Genomic DNA, 26,907 nt, shown 5'->3' with positions numbered 1-26,907 from the left:
TTCGGCTTGGAAGGCAATTTGATGAAATTAACTGGAGGTAATCCAGTTAATTTATCATATAGCGCGCTAAGGGCCGTTGGTCACTCTTTAGCATGAATTCTAGTTCGAACGGTCGCCGATCTTTTGCCCGATCCATGCTTCGTAGATCTTCACGACAGAGGAGAGGTCTTCGTCCCCGAAGCCTTCGGTCTGGCCGGCCTGGAACAGGCTTTTGGCCAGGTTCAGCATCGGGGAAGGGATGCTGGCTCCGTCCGTGAGCGAGGAGGCGAGCTTCAGGTCCTTTAGCATCAGCGCCAGCGAGAATTGGTTGGTGAAATCGTGCTCGATGATTTTGCGCCCCTTGAGCTCGGCGGCTTTGCTGCCGGCCGATCCAAGCTGGACGAGCTCCAGGAAGCGGTCGGCTGGCAGCCCGGATTTGGCCGCGATGGAGAAGCCTTCGGCCAGCGCCAGATTGTTGATGCCGACGATCGTATTGTGCGCGAGCTTGGCGACGGCGCCGGTACCGTTCTCGCCCATGTGCAGCACTTTTTTGCCGAGGCATTCGAAAATGTCCATCTCTTTGGCGAGAACGTCTCCTTTACCGCCGACCATGAAGACGAGGCTGCCGTCGATGGCGGCCGGAGAGCTGCCGGTCACGGGCGCATCAAGGAAGACGCCTCTCAGGTCGCCGACCAGACCGGCCAGCCTCTTCACAAGGGCTGGCGAGATGGTGCTGCAGTCGATCACCGCCGTGCCGGGTTTCAGGCCGGCCAGCAGGCCGTCCGGGCCTTCATACACGGCTGCGATGGAAGCGTCGTCGCTGACCATCGTAATGACCGTGTCCGCGCCCGACGCAGCTTCGCCGGGGGTGGCGGCAATTGCTGCGCCCAGCGCTGCCAGCGGCTCGCATTTGGCCGTTGTGCGGTTATATACGCTAACTTCGTAACCTTGTTTGAGCAAATTCGCAGCCATAGGAGCACCCATCGTGCCAAGGCCGATAAATCCGATTTTTTTCAATGTAGTCACCTTCTAAAAAGAATTGAACAGCATTTAAATATTTTACCACGCAGGCCGGAAACCTGTATATTGTGCCCTTGTTTTCACCGGAAATTTACAGTATCCTAATTACAAGTTGCTACAATGGTTGTCCAATGGGTAGGTAGTGAGACAAATAAATAGATGGAGGTATTTTTCAATATGTCTAATAAAGTAAGTTTTGATTACAGCAAAGCTCTGCAGTTTGTCGGTCAGCACGAAGTCGATAATTTGGAAAGCCAAATTCGTGCGGCTCACGAACAATTACATAACGGCACAGGCGCCGGCTCCGATTACCTGGGGTGGATCGACTTGCCTACGGCATATGATAAAGAAGAGTTCGCCCGCATTCAGAAAGCGGCCGCAAAAATTCAAAGCGATTCCGACGTACTGATCGTCATCGGCATAGGAGGTTCCTATCTCGGCGCCCGCGCGGCGATTGAGTCCCTCTCCCATTCTTTCTATAACGTTCTTCCGAAAGATAAACGCAAAACTCCGGAAATTTATTTTGCAGGAAACAACATCAGCTCCACTTACGTGAATCATCTTCTCGATCTTATCGAAGGCAAGGATTTCTCCGTTAATGTCATCTCCAAATCGGGAACGACCACGGAACCGGCGATTGCTTTCCGTATTTTCCGTGCAGCATTGGAGAAAAAATACGGCAAGGAAGAGGCGCGTAAACGGATCTATGCAACGACGGACCGCGAGAAAGGCGCTCTGAAGAAGCTTTCGAATGAAGAAGGTTACGAAACGTTCGTTATTCCGGACGACGTGGGCGGACGTTACTCCGTATTGACGGCTGTGGGTCTTTTGCCGATCGCAACCGCAGGCATCAGCATTGAAGATATGATGCAAGGTGCGGCTGACGCGTCTAAAGAATTCAGTAACCCTAACTTGGCCGAGAATACCAGCTATCAGTATGCGGCTGTCCGCAACGCGCTGTACCGTAAAGGTAAAGTGACGGAAATTCTGGTTAATTACGAACCATCTTTGCACTATGTATCGGAATGGTGGAAACAACTTTTCGGCGAAAGTGAAGGCAAAGACTTCAAGGGCATTTTCCCGGCAGCCGTCGACTTCTCGACCGATTTGCACTCTATGGGTCAATTCATTCAGGAAGGGAACCGGAATATCTTTGAAACCGTCATCCAAGTGACCGAAGTACCTAGCCATATTACGATCGAATCCGATCCGGCCGACCTTGACGGACTGAACTTCCTGGAAGGCAAAACATTGGACTTCGTCAATAAAAAGGCGTTCCAAGGCACTTTGCTGGCGCATACCGACGGCCAAGTACCAAATTTGGTGGTCAATGTTCCAGATATGACTCCATATTCTTTCGGATATCTGGTATACTTCTTTGAAAAGGCCTGCGGGATCAGCGGTTACCTGATGGGCGTCAATCCGTTCGACCAACCGGGCGTAGAGGCTTACAAGAAGAACATGTTCGCATTGCTGGGCAAACCGGGTTACGAGAAAGAAAAAGCGGAACTCGAGTCAAGACTTTCCGAATAATCGTATTTTTACAAGGGCAGGAATAAAGCCGCCAGGAAGCAGTTCACCGGGAATCTCCGGAGGGGCTGCTTCTTGGCACATTCATAAGGATGGAGTCATATGCTGGAACGTTACAAAACGGTTCGCGGAGCCGGAGATAAGGAAATCGTCATCAAGAAATCGAGATTTATCGGGCACGTTAAGCCGGTGCAGAGCGAGGAAGAAGCCGTCAGCTTTATCGAGGAGATCAAGAAGCGGCATTGGAACGCTACCCACAATTGTTCAGCCTATATGATCGGTGAAAGAGACGAGATCCAGAAGCAGTCGGACGACGGGGAACCGAGCGGAACGGCCGGCAAGCCGATTTTGGAAGTAATCCGGAATCAGGGTCTCAAAAACATAGCTATTGTCGTAACCAGGTATTTCGGAGGCATCATGCTGGGAGCAGGCGGACTGATTCGCGCTTACACGGACGGAGCGGTCGCAGCCATCGAAGCGGGGGAAGCCATTACCCGGGTCCTTCATCGCGAAGTATTCGTGGAACTGGACTACACCTGGCTCGGAAAGGCCGAGAATGAACTCAGAAACCGGGGGATACGGACTGGGGAGACCACGTTTGCCGACAAGGTTACATTGCTGTGTCTGCCGCTGGATGGCGAGGCGCAAGCCTTTAAAGACTGGATGACCGATATGACGCAAGGGCAGGCTGTAATGACGGAAGGTGACCAGGTTTACTTTATTAAAGGGGAATAATGCCTATGGCTAGAAGAGCAGTAGAGCAGGAGTTGTCGAGGGAAAGAATTATGGATGCTGCGAGGCACTTGTTTATTACGAAAGGTTATCGCGGAATTTCCATGAGGAGCATCGGGCAGCATTTGGGCTATAGCCACGGTTCTCTGTACTATCATTTCAAGGAAAAAGCAGAATTGTTTTACGCCATTGTTGTCCAGGACTTCAACCATTTGGCCCGTCTGTGCGAACTGGTAACGAAAAGCCCGTCGACCGAGGGGCAGACGAAGACGGAACAGTTGATGCTGGAATTCATAAAATTTGGTCTGGAACATCCGCATCAATACGAGATCATGTTCATGCTTAGGGATGAGGAAATACTGGCTTACTGCCGGTCCGAACAGGCGAAGTGTTTTGATATGTTTGACAAGATCGTTCGCGGTTTTTTGAAAGAGGAGAGGCACCCGCTTGAGAGTAATCCGTCTCTTCCGCTAAGTATGTTTTTGGGAATTCACGGATTCATCTCGTTTTACATTCAAGATCGACTGACCTTTGAAGAAATATTGCCCGCCGCAGTGGCCCACGTCAAAATGTTAAGTCAAAGCAGTTACCGGTTAACGTCATGAGACGTTTTTGTTTTCTATGCGCACTTTAGCCGTTCACACTATCATAGCGGCACTCCTTTATTACATTACTTTAATAACGTAACATACTTCCATTAAGTACGATGCTCTAATGCAGGATTCTTGCCCCAATGAACAAAAATAAAGACGCGGTTCTCCAGGGAGATCCGCGTCTTTTGTATGTGCGTGTGCGTCCGGCATGGGTGATAACTCGGCGGTAAAAGTCAAAATCGATCTCTCCAAATACTTTGATGCACTGAAACATGAGCTGCTAATAAACCATTTCGCAAACAAATCCAAGACAAACGAGTAACCGACCTGGTAAGAATTATCCAAAAGTGGAGTTATGGAGAATGTTGCGCACTGCAAAACAGAGGAAGGTTCTCTGCAGGGAGAGCCAATGTCCCGCCTCTGGCGAACATCTATCTGGAACGAATTTGGAAAAGAGATGAAAAGCCGAGGAGTAAACGCCATTCGGCATACGGGTTACATTGTGGTGCTGGCCAAAAGCAAACGGGCAGCGAACAGACTTCTGGAATACTGTCGGAAGATTCTTGGAGAGCAAATTGAGACTCCAGACGAATACGCAGAAAAGTAAGGGAGTTAGCGTTGTGGCCTGGAAGCATTTGATGCCTTCCTCCCGGGTACAGCCTGGCTTCAACATCCTGAAGCCCTAATTGTTTTTAGAGGGTAACAAGCCGGCGGACGCCTTTTCCTTGAAGACCTACGGGGTCCTGCTCGCCCCCGAAAACATAAACCGGTTTATCTTTTGGATCTTGGCCATCCGGTCAGACGGTGAATTTCTCGCAGAAGGCCAAATAACCCTTCGAAAAACTCCGGCGCGGAGAACAAAGCAGCAAAGCGGATTTTCTATGAAATCGTCCACTTCCCCTTCATCCCTGGACAGCCAGTCGAATTGCGTGCGCATCGCCGTGAAACTTTTGTTGAAGCGGCCGAAGGACGAGGCGTTCATGAGCTTGCTCGGATGATCAGGACCCTGAAGCTTAGCCTGCAAATTCGCCAGGTTCTGGTTGAAGGAGAGAAGCACTCTGGGACCGTTGGTCTCGGTCAGAATAAATTCCTTGTATCTCTCCGTTCCGGCATACATCGGTTTCTGCGTCAAAAAAGAGCTCATGCTGTGTCCCAGAAGAAAAAGGGGAAGGCTGGCATGCCTGTCTTGAATAATTCCCCCCCGGGCAATCATATCGCGGACCATGCCGTTCAGGCCGTCTTTGTCCGGTCAGCGTTTGTCTACGGTTGGGCTCCCCCCGATCCGTCGCTGCCTCTACGGGGAATTCTACAAATCGCCCACGGAATGAGCGAGACGGCCGCGCGTTATAGACGGTTTAAGGGAGGTTTTGGCGAGCGGCGGATTCTTGGTCTGCCAATGACCACAGGGGGCAGCTGTACCGCTGCTTCGGCAACGCATACAAGCTAAGCGATAGCTTGGAACGTGCACATAGCTCTTTCTGCCAAAGATGCTCAATTGCCGAATCATGCGCGGTTATTGCGACCGTCACGCTTTACTTGTTGTTCGGAACGGCAGATGGGACAAGGTTTTTTGTACGCTAATGGCGATGCCTGAACTTGTTGTGAATCTATAGAGACAATTTGTTGGAGGTGTAGCTTTGTAATCCAAGCAGTTCATTGATATACTGGAGTGGCATCTGTCATTTTATTGTTTGGGCAGGACTTACAGCGATACAGGATTTGCAGATGTTTTTCCATTTTTATCTCCTTAAAAGTTCAATTGATTTCTTCAGCCGCTAATTTTGGTTTTGAGCCTCCTTAAAGGATCATTATAATGATGATGGTAGATTTTCAATGAAGTCATTAATCCCGTTGGCGATTGCACGTGCAGCAACTTGCTTGTTAGTGATTAACTTGGCCCGATCAGTTGCATTATCGATAAATAAAATTTCTAGTAATATAGCTAAAGCTTTTGTATTCTTAGGATCAATTACAAAAATGTTCTTTCGATTACGTTGAGAAGGGGCCTTCTTGATTCCGCGATTTGTGGAATTAAGATCTTGGACAAGTGAACGGTTAACAAAACTAGCCAGAGATTGAGTGTGAAAACCCGCATTATCATGGACCCAGCATTCAATCCCAGTACCACCACCAGAGTTAATATGCAAACTCACATATATTCTTGCCCCGAAATCATTAGAAGCTGTAGCACGGTCTTGCAACTCGGGGCATACGTCTTTTAATCTGCTCATTTGAACACTAGCCCCAAAATTGTCTAAATCTGTTTTTAAAAATTTCCCGATTTCCAATACAATTTCGCTCTCTTTATAACCAGCATTGGTTGCACCAGGATCCTTTCCTCCGTGTCCTGGATCAATAAAAATTTTGTAACCGTGAAGCGCCATCATATTCATTCCTTTCGTTTTTATGAATAAATTGCTATTAAATTTCACTGAAAATACATAGCGTGACATGTGAATAATTATTTGGAGATGAAAATCTCGTTGACTTTAAGATTCCTTTTTTTCTTGAAGCATTGGCGTTTTGTCTACATTACTGTGAAATGTTTTAACCATGAGATTTATCGTTTTGTCTAACTGAGCAAGTCGCTTTTCTAATGCATCCATCTGTTTAGTGAATCTAACCAAGATTGATTGTAAAAGAATAAGTGACAGGGCAATGGGAAAACCAACATTGCCGATTAACTCAACAAAAGTTTGTAACTCCATGGGTTAAACCTCCAACTATAAATTGTTATTTCATTTGCTCACATTTTTTAGTTTACTAATATCGATTATCTGTTTTATTTTTTTGGAATTGATGGCGGTGAAGAGTTTGAAACTTCTTATAAATCATTACTAAAGTGATCCCACCTTAGAGCATCCGGAATATCACAATATACTTCATAATAAACCCTCCATGTCATAATGGGTCTAAGCTACACTTCCCTTCGTCCTACCACTTAACGACTGTACGCTACACTACCGTCTTTCTTTTATCGTTGTTAATTTAAATATAATGAAAACTTGAATGAACTAAGCAGCCATATGAAAAAGCGTGACGTCGTTATGATGTCAACAGTTGAAATGCTGAGAAATTAGATTTTATTAACAAGTGAGGTATTAATTGGATTATATTAGACTCAATATTAAGATGAAATCCTAAATAAAAGCGTTTAATATAAACAACTCCAAGAGGTGACTGGTAAAGATACTAATACAAGAAACGATTGAGTTAGTCTGAAATGAGATGCGATAATGAATTCTTTTGTCCTTATTAATTCGATTAACTGAAAAGAAGTGGCTCGCTATAGATACTTCTGGCGTAACCATTTTAGTAATCAGCCATATTTCTCTTATCTTTCTTTCATGAATTTTTCTCTAAAGTTAAGTTGATTTTATATGTCGAGAAAGAAACGCCATATGTGACTAATCTCATTAATAAAGTTAACATCGAATGAGTTCATTTTATTAATAAAGTTGGGATTGGAATTAAGTAATGGTAAAGAAAACTTATTGGGTCTTCAATAGGGACTTCCCCAGCGTTTTTACCATTCGTTACCTGGACGTGTTGTGAAAGATCTGAGGCTGAGACGATGCTGTTATCTGAGAATTAATTATCACTTTTCGAAAGTTTATGACCATATTTTTGAAATCCCGCTATATTAATTATTTGCATTTTTGAATTAGTATTTGATTTTAATATTATTTCGATGACCCTCATTTACAAGACCCAAATAACATTAAAGCTTAGAAAAATTATTATATTTAAATAAGAAACTTACCACTTTTTTCACGAGCAATTCTCTGTTTAAGTTATTTTTTGATTTCACTAATGAACATACAATGTTTATATTAATAGTGAAGTACAGTTCTTTATATCGAAGGATAAAAGTTCATCTTCGTTGTTTAGGGAACATTTGAAGTAGTAGTTGTAGATTCAGCTCTTATAAGACAGTTAGCCGGCGATAGTTATCTAAGCTGGGTGATTGTCTTTTTCTTTTTCTATTAAAAGATTTTGATGAATTATAAAGTTAATGAAAAGATACTCAAAAAAGGAGGCATTTAACTGTTTGTGTAGAATTTATGTATAATAGTAAAATTATTACAAACAAAGATTATATAATATAAGAATCGATTCAGCTGGGTTCTATATACTCTTAGCTTTTATTGTTTCTCCTAAATCACTTATTTGGTTGTCACCGGGATTTATTTCTTTGAAAAAGAGTGAAAAATACACGAAAAATATGCAAGCGCTTTCATGAATGGGTTTGTATATTGCACCAGTGGAAAGGGAGAGCTTCATAATTTTGGATCACTAATAAAATCAATATTTAAGCTTTTGCGAACGTCACACACGCGCATTTTCTCACGACATAAGGTTTCGACCTTAAATGTTGAGAGGTGAAACTTCAATGACTATTAAAGTTAATGAAGATTTAGTCAATGCTTTGGCTTCTGACTTCGCAAATGCAGAGAATCAAGTTGTTTTCACAGATTTGTTCAAAGAGATTTATCCGTTCATTCAATTTATGGCTGTGAGAGCAAACAAAAGGGCCTCGAACTTGGGTGTTAATATACCTAATGAAGACTTCGAATCTCAATTTGCACAAGCTTTATATCAATCCGTGAAGGGTTACGATCCAACACTTGGAAATTTTATGCCGAGGTTCCAACGCTTCATGAAACTCCGAGAATCCGATGCATGGCGATTATATGAAAGAAAGAGTGATGAAAAAGATAAAGACGGACGCAGATACGATAAAGCTCAGTTAGATTCACTTGATCGCGAAATTTGCGGTGACTCTGATAAGAGATTTACACTTGGGGAAACTGTACTTGAACCCACCATGTCTGCTGAAAGTGAATTTTTTGAAAAGGAGGATATACTAAAAATAATCTCTGACTTTGCAGAATTAAATGAGCGTCACGCAAAGGTTGTTTTACTACTTAACAGCGGGGCTAGTAATAGTGAAATTGCGTTCACCTTTGGGGAGACTGAATACAATTCAAAAATAAGAAAATTAGTTCAGCGGACAAAACAATCATTTAGCAAATTCTTGTCAGAATGTGAATCTATCTAATCTAATATTGTAAGATTAATTGAGAAACCATCCACTTTATCGCCATAGTAGATAAAGACGTTAATATTGAATGATCCTCTATCAAAAGGTGGACAGAACCTTAAGTTAGTTATCTATACAGGTTCTAGATTTCTTCTAAGCTTCATTCACTATTCATCAAAGTATATTACTGGCCACGAACCGAATGATAAAATAGTTCCTTGTTTTTTAACCTGTTATACATCATTCAGAGCGTCAAGTACCAAGTCATCTCCTTATATATTCTCCACGCATGCCAATCCACAATTTCACATGAACAAAGATCCAAGATACTGGTCAGGTATAGGCGTTCCTCACTGCAAGAAATATACGGAAAAACTACAACTGAAACCTTGCTAGACTTATCTACCTTAAACTCCTGCTATAAGTATAGTAATTGTAACAACTCTATTAATTCAATTTTGTGCAACTTACACTGGCTAGGTTTTGGGAGGATTTCCATAATTGATTATCTGGAGGAACTCATCGGATTCAGACCTCAAGATGATGCAACTCAATTGCTTGAGCAAGCTAAGGCAGCGGGACACGATGTGCATCAGGATGAGACCCGAAATTAAGGCGGGCTAAGTAGTGGAAAAATATTAGTTAAGTCGAATATGATGGAAAACTATTTGGTTTCCACATGGCTAAATTTAAGTATCCAAGAGTCTTTGTTGGATACTGATGCACTCCTCTCAAGAATATATGCTTGGAAAATTTGCCTTAGGCCACTCCGGTCAGAAGTTGAAATTGCTCAGTGTCCACAACCTCGATAACACCGCGAAAGATTTGGAGGACCTGATCTCCATCGAAACGCTGATGGCCTGATTAAGGCGATCAAGTTCTGTCCGAACAAAGACACGAAGCTGGCCATGTTTGCCACTTGTTGCATTGAAAACGAGATGTTGATGCACTTAAGGTCGCTGAAGAAGACACCCAGGGATGCTTACTTCACGATCTGATCATAACGGACAAAGAAGGTAAGGAGATCACACTTATAGATATTCTTGGCACGGAAGCGGACGATACGTACCATAGAGAATAATGAAATTTCAAAAAAATTCTGTCGCTTGTCACATTGCTGATAATTATTGCGACATAATGATTCGTAAGGAAAGGTGCCGCTTTCCTTATAAATAATATCCCAAGGGGGAATGTAAAATGGCAAGTGTATCTACATCGTGGGGAACCTCTAGTAATCCTGGAATCACAGTCCATATTTCGGGGCTTCAATATCCCGCAAAGGATTACAGTAATTTTCGAACAGTTGTATACCAGGGTGGTGTTGTTGTAAACACCCGAAGTTGGACATACTACTCTTCAGGTACAAGCGCAAGCTTCTATGTTGGCACAGATGGGATCGAAGACAATGGAAAGGCAATTAACGTAATTCAGTATGCAACAATCAGCGGTACCGAATACCTAATTGGATCAGCAAGCGCGTAATGAATGGGCGCTTACCCTTCTGGGTGGCGCTCTTTTATTTTTATTTGAAATTCTTCAATTAATGATTTCTCTAAATTAGTTATATACGCCATACCATTATTTTGACGATTTTAAGTAAATTCCTTAAACCACTTTACATGGCAAAATTTACGTAGTACTACATTATAGAAATCTAAAATTTTAGTCATCTGTATATTCTTTAGCAAATCGTACCTCGCCGAAAGATGCGATTCGGTAAATTGTAGATACGTTTGATTTTCCTTTTTCGAATGTTAATATTTTCCCCACAGCTTAAATCGGCCGTAACCCAGCATATAGAAGCTGTTTTTACCTCAAATTCCCTCATTTATACTTTCGGTTCAGAAACAAGTTTGTAAATTGGTACTGAGTCATGGTAAGGGCTGGCTTTGCACGGTCTGTTAAACATACCAAACCAAGTATTTTTATTCATAAACTGTAACAAATGGGCGTCTTTCGCTTTGGGACAGACGCTTTAAAGATTCAAATAGATGGTTTCTGAATGAATTTTTTAAATCGTTAATAGCTTAGCCCATCATTAATAGATTCATCCTCTTTGGTAGACCCTATATTAAGATTTCTCGGCGATCCACTCTTCAATTATTATAGCTTGCTTATGGTCTTTTAAAGCAAACGAAGCTCCAAATTTGTGACGTACTTTTTGGTTGTCCCCTTTTTGCGGTAATACCCAAATTTGAACATCGTTCACGATTTCATATGCATAGCGTAAAGCTTTAATATCATCGTCAGATGGTATTCCATCAACTAATCCTTTTCGTGCATGAGCAACTAAGGCAGCAACGCTTGTGAAATCCTTTTTGAGTTCTGGGCTTGCTGTAACTTCCGCAAACTTTTCGAAAACTTCCGGCTTTAAAAAGTTGTAATCGAGCAAGTTGAACCATTCTTCCTTACTTGTTGTTTTATAGTTGTCATAGTTGCCTACCAAACCGTTAAAACGCCCGTATAAACGATACAATTGCTCACGGATTGATTCGTCATCCTTTATTTTCGAAAGATACGACTCCATAGGAGTTAAGGATTTTGGTTCAAGCGGTGGGTACTGATCAACGGTCGATTCTATCACTGAAGAAGGAGATTTGTTTTCAATTATTTGAGATGGTGATCTCAGAGTTGTTTTTGAAGTAGTGGCTTTTAAAGCTACTCGGGAACCCTTGAAACAGGTAATGCCTATAACCACAGATGCCCCGATTAATAGAAACGCGGTTAGCACTGCAATAATCTTAAATTTCATCATGTGACTCCTCCTACTCGTTAACAGAATGTAATGAGTACATATATAGTAATACGCAAACTGTAAAATTATAGTTGCTTACAATGAAAAAATAAAATCACAAAACGTAGTTTTCCTCAACAATGATGCATTTAATTAGAAAGGATTTCATTCATATGTCAAGGATGCTCTTAGATTGTTAAAATGCAGATTTCAGAAGTGCGAATTTAAAGTATCGCAAAAGTCGTCATTCCCCTTGTTGAATACCTCATAGATATTCATAAAAAAGTAAATATTAAGAGTCACAATTAGCTAGGCCCAAACGACATAAATGAATGCAAGGGATGAACCTTTGCAAGAATGCTCTTTACCGTGTTCTGTAGACCATTACAAACCGGTTAATGCTAACTATGAATATTGTTGGAAAATTGATCTGCAAATCCCACTTTCTTCACAACAATGATCATTGTAGCTGGAGCATATCCTAATATTATGAGGTGATTTTATGGCTAACTATTTTATCGCAGTAAACAAGAGCGGATCAACCCTGACGGTTAAGAATTGGAACGGCACATCTACGATTGGTAAGATCAACGCTCGCGAATGCTTCGGCATTCAAGGGGCTGATGAAGGATCTAGTTACGATATTCGGTTTCGTAACTCCAGTGGGCAGATCGTAGATGGCTACATCGACCTTGAAGAAGTAAACTTCAATTCAGCGGCGGTAACACCAATCTCAGATTATCCCAATAGTACGATCAACTTGTGGGATTATCTAGCTGGAGCTAACAAAGCTCACCATGTCTACAATACTCGTAAAGCACTTACTGTTTACGACGCGGGCGGGCAGGTTTGGGGATCCGTTGCTGCTAATGCAGCTGTTGCCGCAAAAGCGACCTATGAGGGACAAAATGGGGTTAATCATTCGGATTGGCTGCAAATCAATTATATCAAGTCATCTTCTGGAATATGGACTTCGATTAACAATGCTCTTGGTTTTGTTCCTATGCTAAGTGAAGGTTCCCTCTATAACACAATCGCGGTCTACGGCAGTTGGTAAGAGGTAATGAATTGCTCCTCTGGGTGATATCTATTTAGTTTAATAGCAAGTTATGACACTTAAGCCGTTGTTTATGTAATGGAACGGGATTAAATTAATTTTAACTTGAGAGTTGCTCTGCAACATGAGGGAACTTCAATTTACTACTTCTCGGTAGGATTTGATGCCTAGGTAAAATATTTTACTCATTGCCGTCCATATACCAACAATCAAGAATGTTCTCTTCGGATAAAAGATGAGGAAGCTGTGTTAGCAAATAGTTCAATTATGAACTGCAAAGCGAGTTAAGGCTGTCAGTAGGAGAGTTGGAAAGACTCTATAATGAATTGTTCTAGTTAATGCTGCATCAGCTTAACAATAAGCATCCCCTCGCCTAATTGGTGAGGGATCTTTTTCAATAATGAACTGAAAGGCAAGTATTGCAAAGTAATTATAAACGCGGGCCTTTTTTATTTTGGCCGGGTATAGAGCACGTTTGAACGAATATTGATTAAGTTACCTAAATTTCAAAATGAGAAGCCTTTAGAAATTAACCAGCTTTATGGTCAGAAGTCACCCTTATTTTCTTGAAGTAGCAATGCACGGGTGTCATTGACGAGTAATTTTCTTGATACGTTTCATATTGGCAAGATAAACATTGAAATAACCTTCTAAAATGTCATAAATGGGGTATGAATTGATCTTTGTGCTTTCCAAGGCGACTTGGGAAATGAATTTGGATACTAGACATATCAGTACACTGTAATAAATGTTTGGTCTGCGTGGCAAAGGTTTAAATTTCGCATTGAATGTTAACTGAGCTCGATACTCAGGATGATGTTGACTACAATCGATTCGTGATGTAAACCCCCTGAAAAATATGTTGAGAAGTAGAACTATCTTAAAATGCTATTTTTTAAGGGGTAACTAGTTAGGAGGGATTATAGCGTAGGCAAAATTAAAAAGATTTATTGACTTTTTAGTTCTAAAAAAAGGAAAGAAGGTTATTTGTATGGATATAAGAGTACTTCAAACACAAAAATGGCTCAACACTACTTACAGCGGTAGAGTAGGTTATAAAGAAGTAGTTGAGGATGGAATTACAGGATGGAACACTATCTACTCGTTAACCCGAGCCCTACAACTAGAACTAGGGATTCCAGGAACTGAAGCATCCGATAATTTTGGGCCAAAAACAGAAGCCTTATTTCAACCGCTCAGAAGACAAGCAGCAGGCGCTTCCACTAATAATTTGAACTATATATTACAAGGTTCCCTTTTTTGCAAAGGATATGATCCTGGTGGTTTCACGGGAAATTTTTTTGAAGGTACTGAAACAATTATTAAATCGTTTCAAGAAGATGTGGGGTTAACGGTTAAAGATGGTGTGGTAACATCAATGATAATGAAGGCCTTACTGAATATGAGTTCCTATAAATTATCTCTAAGGGGACACCAATCAATTAGATTAGCTCAACAAAACTTGAACAATGACTATAACCGATACTTCGGATTAATGCCGACTGATGGAATTTACTCAAGGGAAACAAATAAAGCTTTGATTTATGCTTTGCAGGCTGAGGAAGGATTAGCAGTAGGAGTCGCAAACGGTAACTTCGGCCCTACAACAATTAATCTATGCCCTACTTTAAGTGAGAGTAATAGCCCTCCAAGGTTCGTTCGCATCTTACAATACGCCTTAATTTGTAACGGCAGGGAGTATGATACAGGAGATTTTGATGGGATTTATAATTATTATGTTAAAGAAGCAATAAAAAAGTTTCAGTCTTTTATGATGTTACCTGTAACCGGCGTTGCAAACATGGCTACTATAAAACAGCTAATGACAAGTAACGGTGATACAAACAGATCTGCACATGCATGTGACACAGCCACGATATTGACAGCAGCGCAAGTAGCAACATTAGTCAATAATGGATTTAAAGTGGTGGGAAGATATTTAACGGGTAATGTTGCAACTAGTAATGGTGGGGTAACATCAAAAGCTATGACTCCTCAAGAATTGGCAATAATATTTGGCGCTGGTCTAAGGGTATTTCCTATTTATCAAGATGGTGGACATAGAGCCTCACACTTTAAAGAAGGCCAAGGGACTGTGGATGCCTATAAAGCACATCTTGCAGCTCGAAATTTAGGTTTCGGGACTGGAACTGCCATATATTTTGCTGTTGATTACGATGCATATGACTATGAAGTAACTGAGAAGATCATCCCATATTTTAAAGAAATTCGATCTGTTTTTGCTAAGTTAGGTAAAATTGAAAATATGCCTGTTTATAAGATTGGCGTCTATGGAGCAAGAAATACATGTATTCGCACATCAGTTGAATTGGGTCTTACAACAGATTTCAGTTTCGTATCAGACATGTCAACTGGATTTAGTGGTAACCTTGGATTTCCAATGCCTGATAACTGGTCATTTGATCAATTTTTCGAGCTGTCTATAGGTACAGGGGAGGGCAAGGTTGGAATTGATAAAGTGGCATACTCTGGACGAGACAAAGGAGTAGCATCAGTACAGCCACCACAAGACCTTAAAAGAGAAGCACTTATTAATCAATGGCTAAAAACAATATCAGAGTTCCCCGTTCTTAAAGATATTCCGTCCTTATACTCAACTAATTTCGTTTTTAATACAACAGAAAGAGTATACTCATCCTTTCTACTTGATATCGATGTTTCAACTAAAACCGAGCATGAATTTGGCGATAATGATATGCACAAAATAACTATTACTAATGGTAAGCTTGGGGTTTCAGCAGAGGAGATTTTAGGGGAAAGTACCGTGAAATTATCCGCCGAACAAATTTCTGATTTTACTAAATTTTTGGATAATGTAGCCTTATCGGTCGAAAACGGCATAATGGCTATTAGTATGAATCCCCAAGGAAATAAATTAGTTTTAGAAATTAAGCTCTATACGAAAGAAATTTCTGTAGCTGATGGCACTAAATCAAAGCTGGAAATCTCAGTAATTTATACATTCAAACACGTCCCTACAGAGGCTGAACCCAATTACGGAGTAATTCTTGAAGTAGTAGCCGGGGTTGCGCTTGTCGCAGCAGCAATCATTGGAATTGCCTGCTTATCACCTGCTGTTGCAGGAGCAGGTGCATTAATTACAACAGCCGGGGCAGTTATTTTATTCTTCATAGGTATATTTGATGATGACAATACAGTTTAAAAAAGTGGCTGTCGAAAAATCGACAGCCACTTTTTTAAATATTAGGATCAATATATTTTCTTAAATATTCTTTGAGCTTTTGTTCTGATTCCTTATCCTTCAATCCTTGTTTTGAAATTATTACTGCCTGCAAATCAGAAATATACAAAAAATAATTTTTATCATCTTTTCTTAATTTCACAAAGTGATTCCAATTAAAATTGCTTTTTGAATTTTCTGTTTCTCTAACTATTCCTTCATCACTGATGATTATTTTTTGTAAACCTAATGTTGTAAAATGATTTTGTTCTTTTAAGATTCTCTTTAATGAGAGTATGGTAACATATCGATATATCCAAGGATAAAGTATAAGAAAGATAACTGTAATAGTAACAGTTACTGTAGAAAAATTAAAAAACTTAAGGTATGCCGAAAAAAGAATAAGCACAAAAATAAAATACCAAAATTTAACTTTTTTATGATGCTTAGAATGATTTATAGCATCTTTTTGAAGACCCATTAAGTCATCGAACTTTAATTCAAAATAAATCTCCAACGTATCACCTCCCTTTGTAAAGCTAGTGTAGTTCTTCTTCATAAAAAAAGGACAAAATTTCCTATGATTCAAAATTAGGAATTGGAAGCATCTTTTTTAATATTATTAATGTAATCTTTAAACTTGCTATACGAAGATATAATATCTCCTATACGAACGTCTTGGTTTTCGCTATCTCTAATATAGGGAAATGGAACTGGACTACATTTAGAAATTCCAATATTTCAATGCAACTGCATGTGAATAAGTAAATAGAGCTTCACCTCGGTACATTTTTGCTACTTCTGCCAACAATTCAACATAAGCAAGAGGTGGGCTATTTAAAAATTCACTTTTAGCAACTTTTTTGCATATTCTGGAGCAATTGGGCCGTGAGGTGCAGTATACCATTCGTCCGCTGCAATAGTTAGACGATTGCGAGAAAGTGATGAAGGTAAACCTCCTATTTTTTTCGATATTTCTTAAATCAAGGACTTCATCTTTTTCTCAGTATTCTGTGCATCATTTTCTTGCGCTGTAAACACATATGCAAAGAACCTAGCCATAAGGATTTTGAGAATTAATACAACATATACGCTTATTTTATTTTCATAATAATATTCCCTCATATTAGTCATTTTTTTATTTCCTTCCAAACCTATTTTATCAAATTACATGATAAAAAGAAGGACTGTTTCCACATTATTCTTGGAAATAGTCCTTTACATGTGCGCCCGGTATGGGCGATAACTCGGCGGTGAAAGTCCGCTACAGGCTTAGCATTAGGAACTGTTAGCCAAAGGCAAGGTATCCGCCGCGGGGGCGGAATCTGAAATAAGCCAGAGGCAAACCCTCTGTCTGACGAACAGAAATCACATATAAGGCATGCTGGGACGGACGAGCTTGCATACCAAAGCAAGTTTAATACTGCCCGAATCCCAGAATGTAAATGTAGCAGTTGGATGAGGGGAAGGTTATCGCTCTTACCCGGGGAGGTCTCACAGACGCCCGGTAGGAAAAAAATTCGAAAGACAGAGTGAAATTCTACATTCGCGGATGGATTGGCTACTATTATGTAGCCGACATGAAACGGATCTTACAAAGCTGGAATGAATGGCTTGAAGACGCCTGAGAATGTATATCTGGAAAGAGTGGAAAAAGCCGAGAACCAAGATGCAAAATCTTCGCAGGCTTGGGATACCGGAATGGCAGGCTTACCAATGGAGAACTCTCGTCTGGGATACTGGCGCATCGCCGGAAGCCCTACTCTGTCTCGTTCTATAACAAACGAAAGGCTCGTACGGGCAGGATATTATGACTTTTCTGCACAATACGAGCGTATACCGAACGGTACGTACGGTGGTGAGAGAGGTCGGCTACTCAGTTAATGGGTAGCCTCCTACTAGATTATCCTTCAATGAATTTGACCAGGCACTGGCGTTGTCTGGGGCCGTCGAACTCGCAGAAATAAATCCCTTGCCAGCGCCCGAGCATTAATTCTCCCTCATGGATGATTACGGTTTGGGATGAACCGGTCGTGATCGCTTTCAGATGGGAAGCCGTATTTCCTTCCGCATGGCGGTATTTTGGATGATTCCAAGGATATACCTCGTCAAGTCTAAGCAGGACGTCATGCTTCACATCCGGATCGGCGTTTTCGTTAATCGTAATCCCCGCTGTCGTATGCGGACTATAAATGACGGCGATGCCGTTCACAATTCCGCTTTTATGGACAAGTGAAGTGATTTCTCGCGTGATGTCGCGCATTTCGTCCCGCTTGGCGGTTGACAATTCCAGGCTATGTAACATGGCGGATTACACTCCTTTTTTTTATTTTCATTAGCTATTGTTTACTAATTTATATTTTACCCATTGCCGGAAGAATCGCCAACTTCAGGGAGGATTTAAAGTTATTGACGCCGTCGTTCGGGTTTGGTAAAGTGTCCTTATACATTAAAACCAAGTAAATATATATGAATAAATAATTTAATTATAGATGAAGAGAAATCGAAAGGAAGTGACTTCTCCTATGCATGTGGAAGTACGGAATTTGGATAAGCATTTCGGCAGTTTTCATGCGGTAAAGGATGTCAGCTTCGGCATCGAAAAAGGGCAGTTGATCGGGCTTCTGGGACCGAGCGGCGGCGGAAAGACCTCCATTCTCCGTATGCTGGCCGGCCTCGAACAGCCGGATTCCGGTGAGATTCTGTTTCATGGCCAGCGCGTAAACGCACTTGCACCGCAAGATCGGGGAATCGGCTTCGTCTTTCAAAGCTATGCATTGTTCAAGCATATGACTGTGTATGATAATATCGCTTTCGGCTTGCAGGTCAAGAAGGCTTCGAAAGGCCGCATCCAGGAGCGCGTCATGGAACTCGTAGAGCTGACCGGGCTGAAAGGATTCGAGAAGCGTTATCCGCATCAGTTGTCCGGCGGCCAAAGGCAGCGGGTTGCTTTCGCCCGGGCACTAGCCCCGGAACCGCAGCTGCTGCTGCTCGACGAGCCGTTTGCGGCGATCGATGCGAAAATCCGGCAGGAGCTCCGGTCCTGGCTGCGCGAACTGATCGAGCGGGTCGGTATCACGTCGATCTTCGTAACGCATGACCAGGATGAAGCGATCGAAGTGGCGGATGAAATCATGATCATCAATGAGGGGCGCCTGGAGCAAAAAGGTTCGCCGTGGGATATTTACAAGGAACCGAATACTCCGTTTGTCGCTTCGTTTGTCGGGCAATCCACCCTGGTGGGCAGAGCGGCCGATCTGAAAGGATTCGAGACCGAGGGCGGGGACGACGGAACACAGGCGCTAATCCGCCCTGAGTACATTGAAGTCGGCAGCGAGCATGAATTCACGCTTCTATCCGCTACCGAGCCCGGGATCGTCAAGCATTTGCATTTCCGGGGAAGCGAATGGCTGGTCGAAGTGGAGGTCGGAGGACATACGCTGACCACGTTCCGCTCTCTGGAGAAGGAAACGCTGAAATCCGGACAGGAGGTTCGCGTGTTGGTGCACCGGGCGTATTTGTTTAACAACGAGAAGAGCTGGATCGTCGAAAATCCGCTGAAGGGCGGACCAATCAGCGTGATGATTTAAATTTGGAACAGGACGACTCCTGCTGCCGGTTAGCAGAAGTCGTCCTTTTTTGTGTTATGATAAGCTTAATGTTGCCTATTATCATGACGGTAAATCTGTCGGTACGTGGAGCCTGACAATGGTGAACCATGTTTTTTTGCGTCGCCGGAATCAGTGCTGTTGGATGGGCAAAAGGGGTGGGGTCATGGAAAGGCTAGTATTTCTGGGAACGGGGGACGCCATGGGCGTGCCGAGGGTTTATTGTGAATGCACTATCTGTGAAGAGGCAAGGACGAACGGAATAAACCGGCGGTACCGTTCGCTGGTGTCGGTTGAAGCGGAAAGAAATCAGGAGAGTCAAGGGAACCCGGCCGACGGAGAAGATGGGTTCCTGATCGACTGCGGCCCGGATTGGCGCAGCGCGATGGAAAGGCGAGGGCAGCGCTTTGCCGGTCGCGTGCTGGTGACACATGCGCATTTCGATCATATCGGCGGCCTGCCGGAATGGGCGGACGCTTGCCGCTGGTTGGGGCGAAATGGGCAGCTTTATGCCCCACAGGAAGTGCTGGATACGATATTGCGACAGTATCCCTGGCTCGATCGGAATCTCGATTTCCATGTCGTGGATCATGGAGTAGGTTTAGCTGGTTGGAGTATCCTTGGCTGGAAAGTAAACCACGGCAAAAATGGCTACTCCTTTGCTTACCGTCTTGAAAGAAACGGCTTTGCATGGGTCTACTGCCCGGATTCGATCGCCCTTCCTCCGGAGCAGCGGCGTCTGTTAAATGGACTGGATCTGCTGGTTCTGGGTACGAGCTTTTATTATGAGACAGCGGATTTCTCCACCCGTTCGGTGTACGACGTCAAGGAGGCGCTTGAACTTCTGCGGGAAATAAAGCCGAAGCGGACGGTTTTTACGCATATGTCGCATGACATCGATTTGCGCCGGAACTATCCATTACCGGAAGGCGTGGAATTTGCCGAAACCGGGCTGAATATAACTTTATGCTAAAAAAAGCACCGGAGCCGAGCTCCGGTGCTTTTGCATATGCAATGAAGTCTATACTTCCACTCCAAGCACAAACTTGTCGATGACGTGTTTGACGCCGTCTTCATTGTTGCTTGTAGTGACGTAGTCGGCGATATCCTTTAATGCCGGGATGGCATTGCCCATGGCGACGCCGAGGCCGGCGGCCTCCAGCATTTCATGGTCGTTCCAGGAGTCGCCGATGGCGATGCATTCCGAAAGTTCGCAGCCGAAGTGGGCGGCGAGGAATTTCAGGGCATGGCCCTTGGTTCCCTCGTGGTGCATGATTTCAAGGAAGTGCGGCTTCGATTTGGTGATGTGCACGCCGTCGCCCAGCAATTCACGAAGCACGGGGGCAATTTCGTCCAGGTAATCCGGCTCGTCGATGATGAGCATTTTCGGCGTCGGTTGGGCCACCAGCTTGGAGAAATCCGGTTCGATATAATATTTGGTCTTGTTAAGAATCGTATAATCTATGATTTTCTGGTTTTCTTCACGGGCATACAGTTTATCGTCGATGTATGTTTGCAGATGCAGGTTGTTTTCGATGCAATATTCGAACAGTTTATGCGCGGCAACTTTAGGCATGTAACGTTCATACAGCACTTGTTCGTCCAACAGATTTTTTACCAGCGCCCCCTGGTAAGTGATGATAGGAACATTAAGTCCGGTTTGGCGGGCAATGGCTTGGGCGGAAGCATAAGCCCGTCCGGTCGCCAAGGTAACGACGGCGCCTTTGGCCACGGCTTGCTCCAGTGCCTGCTGAGTGGCGGGGGTTACTTCCTTGTCGTCATTGATCAGAGTATCGTCGATGTCGATCGCAATCAGTTTATACAATGGGTTCTCTCCTTTTTGGGACGGATGTTGAAGTTCGCCCCTTTGTCTCTAAAATGCAACTGTTTCTATTGTACCTCACAAGGCGAAGATTTCAATTCAGCAATTATTATTTTAGATGATTTATTCCCTTTACGGGAATGTAAGTCCGGGGTTAAAGCAAAATATGGCAGTTTATTATAGAAAGAGACGAACCTTCCGGGGGAAATGTCGTTATAATCACAATTTTAATGATTAAAATATGCTATATTGATACATCATTCAAATAAAATCGAGTGGGATGGAGGCGGAAAATCATGAGACGCTGGATTGGCGACAAGATTTTGAATCTTTTTCCGGGGTATTTTTCGATGGTGATGGCAACCGGGGCTTTGTCTATTGCAATGCATCTGCTTGGAATCCCGCAGATTCCGCGCGTCTTGTTGTATTTTAACGCGGTCGTTTATATCGTATTATGGATGTTGAACCTGATTCGCCTCGGAAAATTTCTTCCCCGCGTCATTAAAGACTTAACGAGCCATTCCATGGGACCCGGTTTCTTTACATGGGTTGCCGCAACATGCGTTCTCGGCAGCCAATTTATCGTGGTTGCCCATTATTATGCCATTCCGTACGTGCTGTGGTTGGTCGGGATTGCGCTATGGGTGATCATTATGTATACATTTTTTACTGCGGTAACGGTCAGAAAGAAAAAGCCCAGCCTTGCGGAAGGCATTAACGGTGCGTGGCTGATCGCGGCCGTTGCGACCCAGTCGGTATCCGTGTTGGGGACTTTGCTGTCTCCCCAAATGGGAATCGGCCGGGAAATGGCCTTGTTCTTTACCTTGTGCATGTTTTTGCTGGGCTGCATGCTTTATCTCAGCATCATTACATTAATCTTTTATCGGTTTACTTTTGTCGAACTCCAATATGCCGCATTGACGCCTCCTTACTGGATTAACATGGGGGCTGTAGCGATTGCTACTTTGGCGGGGTCAACCTTGATTCTGAATACGCAACATTTTCAACTCCTGATTGAAATCACTCCCTTCTTGAAAGGGTTTACCTTATTTTTCTGGATTACAGGCACATGGTGGATCCCGTTGCTGTTCGTCTTGATGATCTGGCGCCATGTCGTACACCGTTATCCGCTCACCTATGATCCGCAGTTTTGGGGGATGGCGTTTCCGTTAGCGATGTATACGACCAGCACCTACCAGTTGTCCAAAGCGCTGGGCTTGCACTTCCTGGTCGGCATTCCTCGCTTTATGGTGGTGATTGCGGCCATGGCTTGGCTGGCGGTGCTTGCCGGGTTCATCCATCATCAGGTTACGTCATTTCGCAACAGATCCTCGTCCAAAGAATAAACATGATCCGTTGCTGCGATAAAGACAAAGATGCCGCAAAAACAAAAATCCGAAGTTATGGAGGCAAGGCGCTCCGCTTCGGATTTTTAGATATTCAGTTTATTCCTTATTTCGCTTCCGTCTATTCCTCCAAAAATACGAGCCCGATAAAGTCGTCCATTTCGAGGTTGCCGAAATAATGTTTGACATCGATATCGGATAACGCTGCGCGCACATCGTTTTCTTCATAACGTACGTTCTTTAGCTTGTCCTCGATATCGGTCACGTCGCCTACGCCAAAGAAGTCGCCATAAATTTTTATGCCCTGGATATGGCCATCCTTGATGTCCATGCGTAAATCAATGATGCCGACGGGAAATTTCTTGGCGTGCTTCACATTGCTTTCCGGAGACAAGCCGTAGTTCCAGTCCCAGTTCTTGTACCGCTGATTCGAAATTTCGTGGATTTTGGCCCAGTCCTCTTCCGTCAGCTTGTACTGAGGAACGGAGGCCGCATCCATGCCGAAGATATGCTGCAACAGTTCCGAACGGAATTCTTCGATCGTCATGCTGCGATCCAGGAAATCGACGATATTGGCGACGCGGCTGCGCACGGATTTGGTGCTCTTGGATTTGAATTTCTCGGGATTTGCATGCAGCGAAGCTTGTACATCCTCCAGATTGAGGTTGAACATTAAGGTGCCGTGGCTGAACATCCGGCCGCGGGTCGCAAATTGGGCATTGCCGGAAATTTTTTGTTCGCCGACCTGCAGGTCATTGCGTCCGGTCATTTCTGCATTGACGCCCAAGGAGTGCAGGGCCTGAACCACCGGCTCGGTGAACTTGCGGAAATTGTGGAACGATTGGCCGTCATCCTTGGTAATGAAGCTGAAATTGAGGTTGCCGAGATCGTGGTAAACCGCGCCTCCGCCGGAAAGGCGGCGAACGACCTGGATGTCTTTGTCTTTGACGTATTCGGCGTTGATTTCTTCAATGGTATTCTGGTGCTTGCCGATAATGATGGACGGGGCGTTAATATAGAACAGCAAATAACTGTCGTCCTCAAGCGGCAGATGTCTGAGCGCGTATTCTTCGATGGCCAGATTGAGCGACGCATCGGTGATTCCCTGATTATCGATAAACAGCATGGATCTCTATTCCCCCATTATTATGGATTGGTAAGTAATCTCTCCATCTATTGTAAACCAAACCATCCGCGAAATGAAGGAATTCCGAGTTTGACGGATCGGCGGGACCGGAGCCATAATGAGTTTAATTAGGGATTCAAAAGGGAAAGGAGGGGTCTGCCGCCGTGATCGAAATCGATTGCCTGGGCGAAATTTGTCCCGTGCCCGTCATGATGCTGAAAAAACATCAAAAAGCGATCAAAAACGGTGAATGCGTGCTGTTGATTACCGATCATAGCTGCGCCAGAAAATCCATATCCCAGTTTTGCGACCACGCGGGCATGATCTGCTCCGTTCAGGAAGTGATCAATGGAGTCTGGGAGATCACCATTGAGGCCAAGGTTTAACACAAAGTGTCGACCAGCATTTTTTCCATGGACCGGAGAAGCTGCTTGATATCTTCGTCGCAACGCTGGTTTTTCTTTTTGACTATGTATATATCGTTATGCACTTGAAAATTGTCAATATGAACGATCCTGAGCTGTTTGCCATACAGCTCTTTTTTTATGGCCATATATGGCAGGAAGGCCATGCCGTGGCCCTTGATCGCCGCAAGCTTCACCGCTTCGATCGACTCCAGGTTGTACAGCACGTTCAGCTTGGGGGTCTCCTCGAGCATATTTTGCATCGCGCATTCTACCGCACGGTGGTGAGCAAACCAGATCAACGGATAGCGGGGCAGGTCCGCGATCGTGATTTTGTCGGGACAAAGGACGTTCTGCCCGGCAACCAGCATCACTTTATCCGAAAACACCTTGTGCGAGCTAAGCTCCGTCTTGGAGGAAGGTCCGGAAATGAAGCCGATATCCCCTTCTTCAAGCAGGAGATGTTCCTCGATGTTGGACGAGGTTCCCTCGTTCAACGTAATGCGGCAATCGGGAAATTGCCGTTTGACTTCGTACAAGGTGCAAGGCAAAGCGTAGCTGCACACCTCGGATATGGCGTAAATCGACAATTGACGGCGGACGGATTGCAGTTGTTGGATCTCCGTCATCATATCGTCGTACAGTTTGCAGATCTGTACCGCATATTTTTCGGCAATGCTTCCGGCTTCCGTCAACTCTGCACCTCTGTTGCTCCTTGACAGCAGTTCCGTTCCGAGCATATTTTCCCACGATTTCAATTGCTGGCTCAAGGCCGATTGAGTAAGATGCGATTTGCGCGCCGCTTTGGAGATGCTTTTCAGCGCGGCCACGTCCCGAAACAATTTAAGCGTTTCCATATTCATTGCGGATATTCCTCCTGTTGACCGTCCTCACATCGAATACAGCATACTTCATGTCGGGTCGTTTGTCCGTGATGAAGCGCAAGCGGAGCCATTAGCAAAACTAATGCAGCATAAAAAATGCTGATGACTGCGCTTTACAAAACTATGTTACTATTTTCACATAATCAATCAAGTCCAACAAGACATATTTGGAGGTGCACAAGTTATGGGACAAATCCATCGTCCCGAATTCTCAGGCGGCAGAAACCGGGCTCCGCGAAAGCCGAAAAAAAGCCAACTGCCCATCGCGCTGCTGGTCACGATTCTCGTGGTAGGATTCGGCTTCTACTTGAACCAGTATAACGACAAAATGGTCGTTTATCTGCTGTTCGGCCTTTCTTTCGGCGTCATCCTGCAAAGGTCGCGCTTTTGCTTTACCGCATCGTTGAGAGACCCATGCATCACGGGCAGCACGTCGGTGACCCGGGCGGTCCTGATCGCCTGTTCGCTCGCCACCATCGGATTTACGGCCATTAAATATTCGGCTTTCGCGGGCGGAAATCCGATCCCCGGCATGGATAACGTAGGGCAAATCAGCTTCGCGCTGGTGATTGGCGCCGTTTTGTTCGGCATCGGCATGGTCATTGCCGGCGGCTGCGCATCCGGTACGCTGATGCGGGTCGGAGAAGGCTTTACGATGCAAATGCTGTCGCTTGTTTTCTTCGTGATCGGCTCGCTGTGGGGAGCGCACGATATGGGCTGGTGGCGGGCTAACGTCATCAAGGAGTCGCCCAGCGTCTTCCTGCCGGACGTATTCGGCTGGCTCGGCGCGTTGCTGGTTCAATTCCTGATCATCCTTCTGCTGTATATCGCGGCGGTCAAATGGCAGGAGAAGAAAATGGGCAGCGCGGAGTAACCAGTTAAGTTATTTTTTTCATTAAAAAAATTAAATTAAAGGTGGGATTTTACAATGGCTGAATTTACATTGGATTGTTTGGGAGAAGCTTGTCCGGTTCCTTTGATGAGAACGGAGAAAAAGATGGCGGATCTGAAAGCGGGAGACGTGCTCATCGTTTCGATCGACCACAGCTGTGCGATGAAGAACGTTCCCGAGTGGGCCAGAAAGCAAGGGCATAACGTGGAAATCGAAGAAATCGCCGACGGCGAATGGGAAGTAGTCATCGAGAAAACGAAATAAGGGTTCAGGGAAGAAGAAAGGCTGGTGACTGCGGCAATGAACCAATTTTGGCTAGAAATATCTTCGAATCGCTTTTACAAACGGCTGCTGAAAGAACCATTAAGCTACGTAGCCGGAGCGGTGCTATTGGCGGTATTCGCCACGGCGCATCTGGCGGTGTTCTCAAAAGGTTGGGGAGTTACGAGCGCATTCGCGGACTGGGGTGCCTGGATTTACGAGTTGTTCGGAGGAAACGTGGACAAGTGGGCTTATTTCGGCTCCGAAAAGGCGCAAAAAACGCTGTCCTCCGGCTTCATGAACGACGGCGGATCCATCCGCAATCTCGGGATCGTGTTAGGCGCGCTATTGGCGACTTTGTTCGCTTCCGAGTTTAAAATCAAAAAAATCAAATCAAAAAAGCAGGTCGTGGCGGCGGTTCTGGGCGGACTGCTGATGGGCTACGGCGCGAGATTGGCAAACGGGTGCAATATCGGCGCCCTGTTCACGGCCATCTCCTCGCTGTCGCTCTCGGGCTGGATTTTCGGAGCGTTCCTGTTCGTCGGGGCATTTATCGGCAGCAAATTGCTGGCCAAGTTTTTCATGTAGATCATTAAGACCGAGCAAACGAAAAATTTCGGGTTCGTGAGGCTGCGTCAGTCAGCCTCTTTTATTCCAGAAAACGGCAGGGTCG

General features: G+C 44.2%; 26 protein-coding genes and 1 pseudogene. 17 read left to right on the top strand and 10 right to left on the bottom strand.

The features are described from left to right. Positions 1-99: 99 nt before the first annotated feature. Positions 100-996 carry an NAD(P)-dependent oxidoreductase gene (locus tag DFP94_RS10780; RefSeq protein ID WP_114496491.1) on the bottom strand — a complete coding sequence of 299 codons (897 nt, stop codon included), beginning with the start codon at positions 994-996 and terminating at the stop codon, positions 100-102. A gap of 180 nt (positions 997-1,176) precedes the next feature. On the opposite strand from DFP94_RS10780, the gene DFP94_RS10775 reads away from it, so the two are divergent. From DFP94_RS10775 to DFP94_RS10765, 3 genes are all read left to right on the top strand, one after another. Further along, positions 1,177-2,532: a glucose-6-phosphate isomerase gene (locus tag DFP94_RS10775; protein ID WP_114496490.1), complete on the top strand. Its 1,356-nt coding sequence runs from the start codon at positions 1,177-1,179 to the stop codon at positions 2,530-2,532. Between the two features lie 99 nt (positions 2,533-2,631). Beyond that, complete coding sequence (locus tag DFP94_RS10770) at positions 2,632-3,264, top strand: YigZ family protein (protein ID WP_114496489.1); 633 nt, start codon at positions 2,632-2,634, stop codon at positions 3,262-3,264. Positions 3,265-3,269: 5 nt separating this feature from the next. Continuing rightward, positions 3,270-3,866 (top strand): TetR/AcrR family transcriptional regulator, encoded by a 597-nt coding sequence (locus tag DFP94_RS10765; RefSeq protein ID WP_114496488.1) that lies wholly within the window; start codon positions 3,270-3,272, stop codon positions 3,864-3,866. A gap of 721 nt (positions 3,867-4,587) precedes the next feature. Here DFP94_RS10765 and DFP94_RS10755 read toward each other — a convergent pair. Beyond that, the gene (locus DFP94_RS10755; RefSeq protein WP_245954765.1) at positions 4,588-5,067 is read right to left on the bottom strand and encodes a serine aminopeptidase domain-containing protein; all 480 of its coding nucleotides are present in this window, start codon (positions 5,065-5,067) and stop codon (positions 4,588-4,590) included. Between DFP94_RS10755 and DFP94_RS25475 the strand changes: the two genes are divergently transcribed. Then, positions 5,032-5,301 carry a hypothetical protein gene (locus tag DFP94_RS25475; protein ID WP_181873135.1) on the top strand — a complete coding sequence of 90 codons (270 nt, stop codon included), beginning with the start codon at positions 5,032-5,034 and terminating at the stop codon, positions 5,299-5,301. The two genes, DFP94_RS10755 and DFP94_RS25475, sit on opposite strands and share 36 nt — an antisense overlap. Positions 5,302-5,662: 361 nt before the next feature. On the opposite strand, the gene DFP94_RS10750 is transcribed toward DFP94_RS25475, so the two are convergent. Beyond that, positions 5,663-6,241: an N-acetylmuramoyl-L-alanine amidase family protein gene (locus tag DFP94_RS10750; protein WP_245954705.1), complete on the bottom strand. Its 579-nt coding sequence runs from the start codon at positions 6,239-6,241 to the stop codon at positions 5,663-5,665. Between the two features lie 102 nt (positions 6,242-6,343). Continuing rightward, complete coding sequence (locus tag DFP94_RS10745) at positions 6,344-6,562, bottom strand: YvrJ family protein (protein ID WP_114496484.1); 219 nt, start codon at positions 6,560-6,562, stop codon at positions 6,344-6,346. A gap of 1,685 nt (positions 6,563-8,247) precedes the next feature. On the opposite strand from DFP94_RS10745, the gene DFP94_RS10740 reads away from it, so the two are divergent. From DFP94_RS10740 to DFP94_RS25280, 3 genes and pseudogenes are all read left to right on the top strand, one after another. Then, positions 8,248-8,916, top strand: coding sequence for a hypothetical protein (locus DFP94_RS10740; RefSeq protein ID WP_114496483.1), 669 nt, complete (start codon positions 8,248-8,250; stop codon positions 8,914-8,916). A gap of 723 nt (positions 8,917-9,639) precedes the next feature. Beyond that, a pseudogene (locus DFP94_RS26005) lies at positions 9,640-9,961 on the top strand (sigma factor); the annotation flags it as partial. A 134-nt stretch (positions 9,962-10,095) separates the two neighbouring features. Next, positions 10,096-10,380, top strand: coding sequence for a hypothetical protein (locus tag DFP94_RS25280; protein WP_147273849.1), 285 nt, complete (start codon positions 10,096-10,098; stop codon positions 10,378-10,380). 589 nt (positions 10,381-10,969) lie between these two features. On the opposite strand, the gene DFP94_RS10725 is transcribed toward DFP94_RS25280, so the two are convergent. Further along, entirely contained in the window at positions 10,970-11,653 is a 684-nt protein-coding gene (locus tag DFP94_RS10725) for a hypothetical protein (RefSeq protein ID WP_114496482.1), read from the bottom strand. Positions 11,654-12,134: 481 nt separating this feature from the next. Between DFP94_RS10725 and DFP94_RS10720 the strand changes: the two genes are divergently transcribed. Together DFP94_RS10720 and DFP94_RS10715 are read left to right on the top strand one after the other, a co-directional pair. Further along, positions 12,135-12,689: a hypothetical protein gene (locus tag DFP94_RS10720; RefSeq protein WP_114496481.1), complete on the top strand. Its 555-nt coding sequence runs from the start codon at positions 12,135-12,137 to the stop codon at positions 12,687-12,689. 991 nt (positions 12,690-13,680) lie between these two features. After that, entirely contained in the window at positions 13,681-15,873 is a 2,193-nt protein-coding gene (locus DFP94_RS10715) for a glycoside hydrolase domain-containing protein (protein ID WP_114496480.1), read from the top strand. Positions 15,874-15,907: 34 nt separating this feature from the next. Here the strand turns inward: DFP94_RS10715 and DFP94_RS10710 are convergent, their stop codons facing one another. Beyond that, positions 15,908-16,408, bottom strand: a complete 501-nt coding sequence (locus DFP94_RS10710; RefSeq protein ID WP_181873098.1) for a YcxB family protein — start codon at positions 16,406-16,408, stop codon at positions 15,908-15,910. Positions 16,409-17,423: 1,015 nt separating this feature from the next. Between DFP94_RS10710 and DFP94_RS26510 the strand changes: the two genes are divergently transcribed. Continuing rightward, complete coding sequence (locus tag DFP94_RS26510; RefSeq protein ID WP_220270909.1) at positions 17,424-17,519, top strand: group II intron maturase-specific domain-containing protein; 96 nt, start codon at positions 17,424-17,426, stop codon at positions 17,517-17,519. A 275-nt stretch (positions 17,520-17,794) separates the two neighbouring features. Here DFP94_RS26510 and DFP94_RS10700 read toward each other — a convergent pair whose 3' ends face one another. After that, entirely contained in the window at positions 17,795-18,196 is a 402-nt protein-coding gene (locus tag DFP94_RS10700) for a secondary thiamine-phosphate synthase enzyme YjbQ (RefSeq protein ID WP_114496478.1), read from the bottom strand. Positions 18,197-18,416: 220 nt separating this feature from the next. Here DFP94_RS10700 and DFP94_RS10695 point away from each other — a divergent pair, with 220 nt between their 5' ends. Next, entirely contained in the window at positions 18,417-19,481 is a 1,065-nt protein-coding gene (locus DFP94_RS10695) for a sulfate/molybdate ABC transporter ATP-binding protein (protein ID WP_114496477.1), read from the top strand. Positions 19,482-19,665: 184 nt separating this feature from the next. Next, positions 19,666-20,472: an MBL fold metallo-hydrolase gene (locus DFP94_RS10690; protein ID WP_114496476.1), complete on the top strand. Its 807-nt coding sequence runs from the start codon at positions 19,666-19,668 to the stop codon at positions 20,470-20,472. Positions 20,473-20,520: 48 nt separating this feature from the next. Here the strand turns inward: DFP94_RS10690 and DFP94_RS10685 are convergent, their stop codons facing one another. Beyond that, positions 20,521-21,324, bottom strand: a complete 804-nt coding sequence (locus DFP94_RS10685) for a Cof-type HAD-IIB family hydrolase (RefSeq protein WP_114496475.1) — start codon at positions 21,322-21,324, stop codon at positions 20,521-20,523. 293 nt (positions 21,325-21,617) lie between these two features. Here DFP94_RS10685 and DFP94_RS10680 point away from each other — a divergent pair, with 293 nt between their 5' ends. Continuing rightward, on the top strand, positions 21,618-22,667 hold the full coding sequence (locus DFP94_RS10680) for a tellurite resistance/C4-dicarboxylate transporter family protein (protein WP_114496474.1): 1,050 nt from the start codon (positions 21,618-21,620) through the stop codon (positions 22,665-22,667). 121 nt (positions 22,668-22,788) lie between these two features. Here the strand turns inward: DFP94_RS10680 and lplA are convergent, their stop codons facing one another. After that, positions 22,789-23,793 (bottom strand): lipoate--protein ligase, encoded by a 1,005-nt coding sequence (lplA, locus tag DFP94_RS10675; protein ID WP_114496473.1) that lies wholly within the window; start codon positions 23,791-23,793, stop codon positions 22,789-22,791. 164 nt (positions 23,794-23,957) lie between these two features. Here lplA and DFP94_RS10670 point away from each other — a divergent pair, with 164 nt between their 5' ends. Continuing rightward, positions 23,958-24,179: a sulfurtransferase TusA family protein gene (locus DFP94_RS10670; RefSeq protein WP_114496472.1), complete on the top strand. Its 222-nt coding sequence runs from the start codon at positions 23,958-23,960 to the stop codon at positions 24,177-24,179. Here DFP94_RS10670 and DFP94_RS10665 read toward each other — a convergent pair. After that, a complete protein-coding gene (locus tag DFP94_RS10665; RefSeq protein ID WP_114496471.1) occupies positions 24,176-25,060 on the bottom strand; it encodes a LysR family transcriptional regulator in 885 nt (294 codons plus the stop codon). The genes DFP94_RS10670 and DFP94_RS10665 overlap by 4 nt on opposite strands. Before the next feature lie 205 nt (positions 25,061-25,265). Between DFP94_RS10665 and DFP94_RS10660 the strand changes: the two genes are divergently transcribed. Genes DFP94_RS10660 through DFP94_RS10650 form a run of 3 tightly spaced genes read left to right on the top strand, consistent with a single transcriptional unit; the run spans position 25,266 to position 26,822 of the window. Further along, positions 25,266-25,955, top strand: a complete 690-nt coding sequence (locus DFP94_RS10660) for a YeeE/YedE thiosulfate transporter family protein (RefSeq protein WP_181873097.1) — start codon at positions 25,266-25,268, stop codon at positions 25,953-25,955. 54 nt (positions 25,956-26,009) lie between these two features. Beyond that, the gene (locus DFP94_RS10655) at positions 26,010-26,237 is read left to right on the top strand and encodes a sulfurtransferase TusA family protein (RefSeq protein WP_114496470.1); all 228 of its coding nucleotides are present in this window, start codon (positions 26,010-26,012) and stop codon (positions 26,235-26,237) included. A 36-nt stretch (positions 26,238-26,273) separates the two neighbouring features. After that, positions 26,274-26,822: a YeeE/YedE thiosulfate transporter family protein gene (locus tag DFP94_RS10650; protein ID WP_114496469.1), complete on the top strand. Its 549-nt coding sequence runs from the start codon at positions 26,274-26,276 to the stop codon at positions 26,820-26,822. Positions 26,823-26,907: the final 85 nt, after the last annotated feature.

Origin of the sequence: Fontibacillus phaseoli (assembly GCF_003337355.1) — a bacterium.
Taxonomy (GTDB): Bacteria; Bacillota; Bacilli; order Paenibacillales; family Paenibacillaceae; genus Fontibacillus; species Fontibacillus phaseoli.
The sequence above is the reverse complement of the archived record's forward strand: the minus strand, read 5'-3'. Positions and strand labels throughout refer to the sequence as shown.

What these genes read in the sequence shown, in the direction of transcription:
- DFP94_RS10740 (WP_114496483.1), top strand. Translation starts at nt 8,248, where the DNA reads ATGACTATTAAAGTTAATGAAGATTTAGTCAATGCTTTGGCTTCTGAC.
- DFP94_RS10755 (WP_245954765.1), bottom strand. Translation starts at nt 5,067, where the DNA reads ATGATTGCCCGGGGGGGAATTATTCAAGACAGGCATGCCAGCCTTCCC.
- DFP94_RS10660 (WP_181873097.1), top strand. Translation starts at nt 25,266, where the DNA reads ATGGGACAAATCCATCGTCCCGAATTCTCAGGCGGCAGAAACCGGGCT.
- DFP94_RS10680 (WP_114496474.1), top strand. Translation starts at nt 21,618, where the DNA reads ATGAGACGCTGGATTGGCGACAAGATTTTGAATCTTTTTCCGGGGTAT.
- lplA (WP_114496473.1), bottom strand. Translation starts at nt 23,793, where the DNA reads ATGCTGTTTATCGATAATCAGGGAATCACCGATGCGTCGCTCAATCTG.
- DFP94_RS10720 (WP_114496481.1), top strand. Translation starts at nt 12,135, where the DNA reads ATGGCTAACTATTTTATCGCAGTAAACAAGAGCGGATCAACCCTGACG.
- DFP94_RS25475 (WP_181873135.1), top strand. Translation starts at nt 5,032, where the DNA reads ATGCCTGTCTTGAATAATTCCCCCCCGGGCAATCATATCGCGGACCAT.
- DFP94_RS10745 (WP_114496484.1), bottom strand. Translation starts at nt 6,562, where the DNA reads ATGGAGTTACAAACTTTTGTTGAGTTAATCGGCAATGTTGGTTTTCCC.
- DFP94_RS10750 (WP_245954705.1), bottom strand. Translation starts at nt 6,241, where the DNA reads ATGATGGCGCTTCACGGTTACAAAATTTTTATTGATCCAGGACACGGA.
- DFP94_RS10650 (WP_114496469.1), top strand. Translation starts at nt 26,274, where the DNA reads ATGAACCAATTTTGGCTAGAAATATCTTCGAATCGCTTTTACAAACGG.
- DFP94_RS10775 (WP_114496490.1), top strand. Translation starts at nt 1,177, where the DNA reads ATGTCTAATAAAGTAAGTTTTGATTACAGCAAAGCTCTGCAGTTTGTC.
- DFP94_RS25280 (WP_147273849.1), top strand. Translation starts at nt 10,096, where the DNA reads ATGGCAAGTGTATCTACATCGTGGGGAACCTCTAGTAATCCTGGAATC.
- DFP94_RS10765 (WP_114496488.1), top strand. Translation starts at nt 3,270, where the DNA reads ATGGCTAGAAGAGCAGTAGAGCAGGAGTTGTCGAGGGAAAGAATTATG.
- DFP94_RS10695 (WP_114496477.1), top strand. Translation starts at nt 18,417, where the DNA reads ATGCATGTGGAAGTACGGAATTTGGATAAGCATTTCGGCAGTTTTCAT.
- DFP94_RS10770 (WP_114496489.1), top strand. Translation starts at nt 2,632, where the DNA reads ATGCTGGAACGTTACAAAACGGTTCGCGGAGCCGGAGATAAGGAAATC.
- DFP94_RS10655 (WP_114496470.1), top strand. Translation starts at nt 26,010, where the DNA reads ATGGCTGAATTTACATTGGATTGTTTGGGAGAAGCTTGTCCGGTTCCT.
- DFP94_RS10715 (WP_114496480.1), top strand. Translation starts at nt 13,681, where the DNA reads ATGGATATAAGAGTACTTCAAACACAAAAATGGCTCAACACTACTTAC.
- DFP94_RS10700 (WP_114496478.1), bottom strand. Translation starts at nt 18,196, where the DNA reads ATGTTACATAGCCTGGAATTGTCAACCGCCAAGCGGGACGAAATGCGC.
- DFP94_RS10725 (WP_114496482.1), bottom strand. Translation starts at nt 11,653, where the DNA reads ATGATGAAATTTAAGATTATTGCAGTGCTAACCGCGTTTCTATTAATC.
- DFP94_RS10690 (WP_114496476.1), top strand. Translation starts at nt 19,666, where the DNA reads ATGGAAAGGCTAGTATTTCTGGGAACGGGGGACGCCATGGGCGTGCCG.
- DFP94_RS10665 (WP_114496471.1), bottom strand. Translation starts at nt 25,060, where the DNA reads ATGAATATGGAAACGCTTAAATTGTTTCGGGACGTGGCCGCGCTGAAA.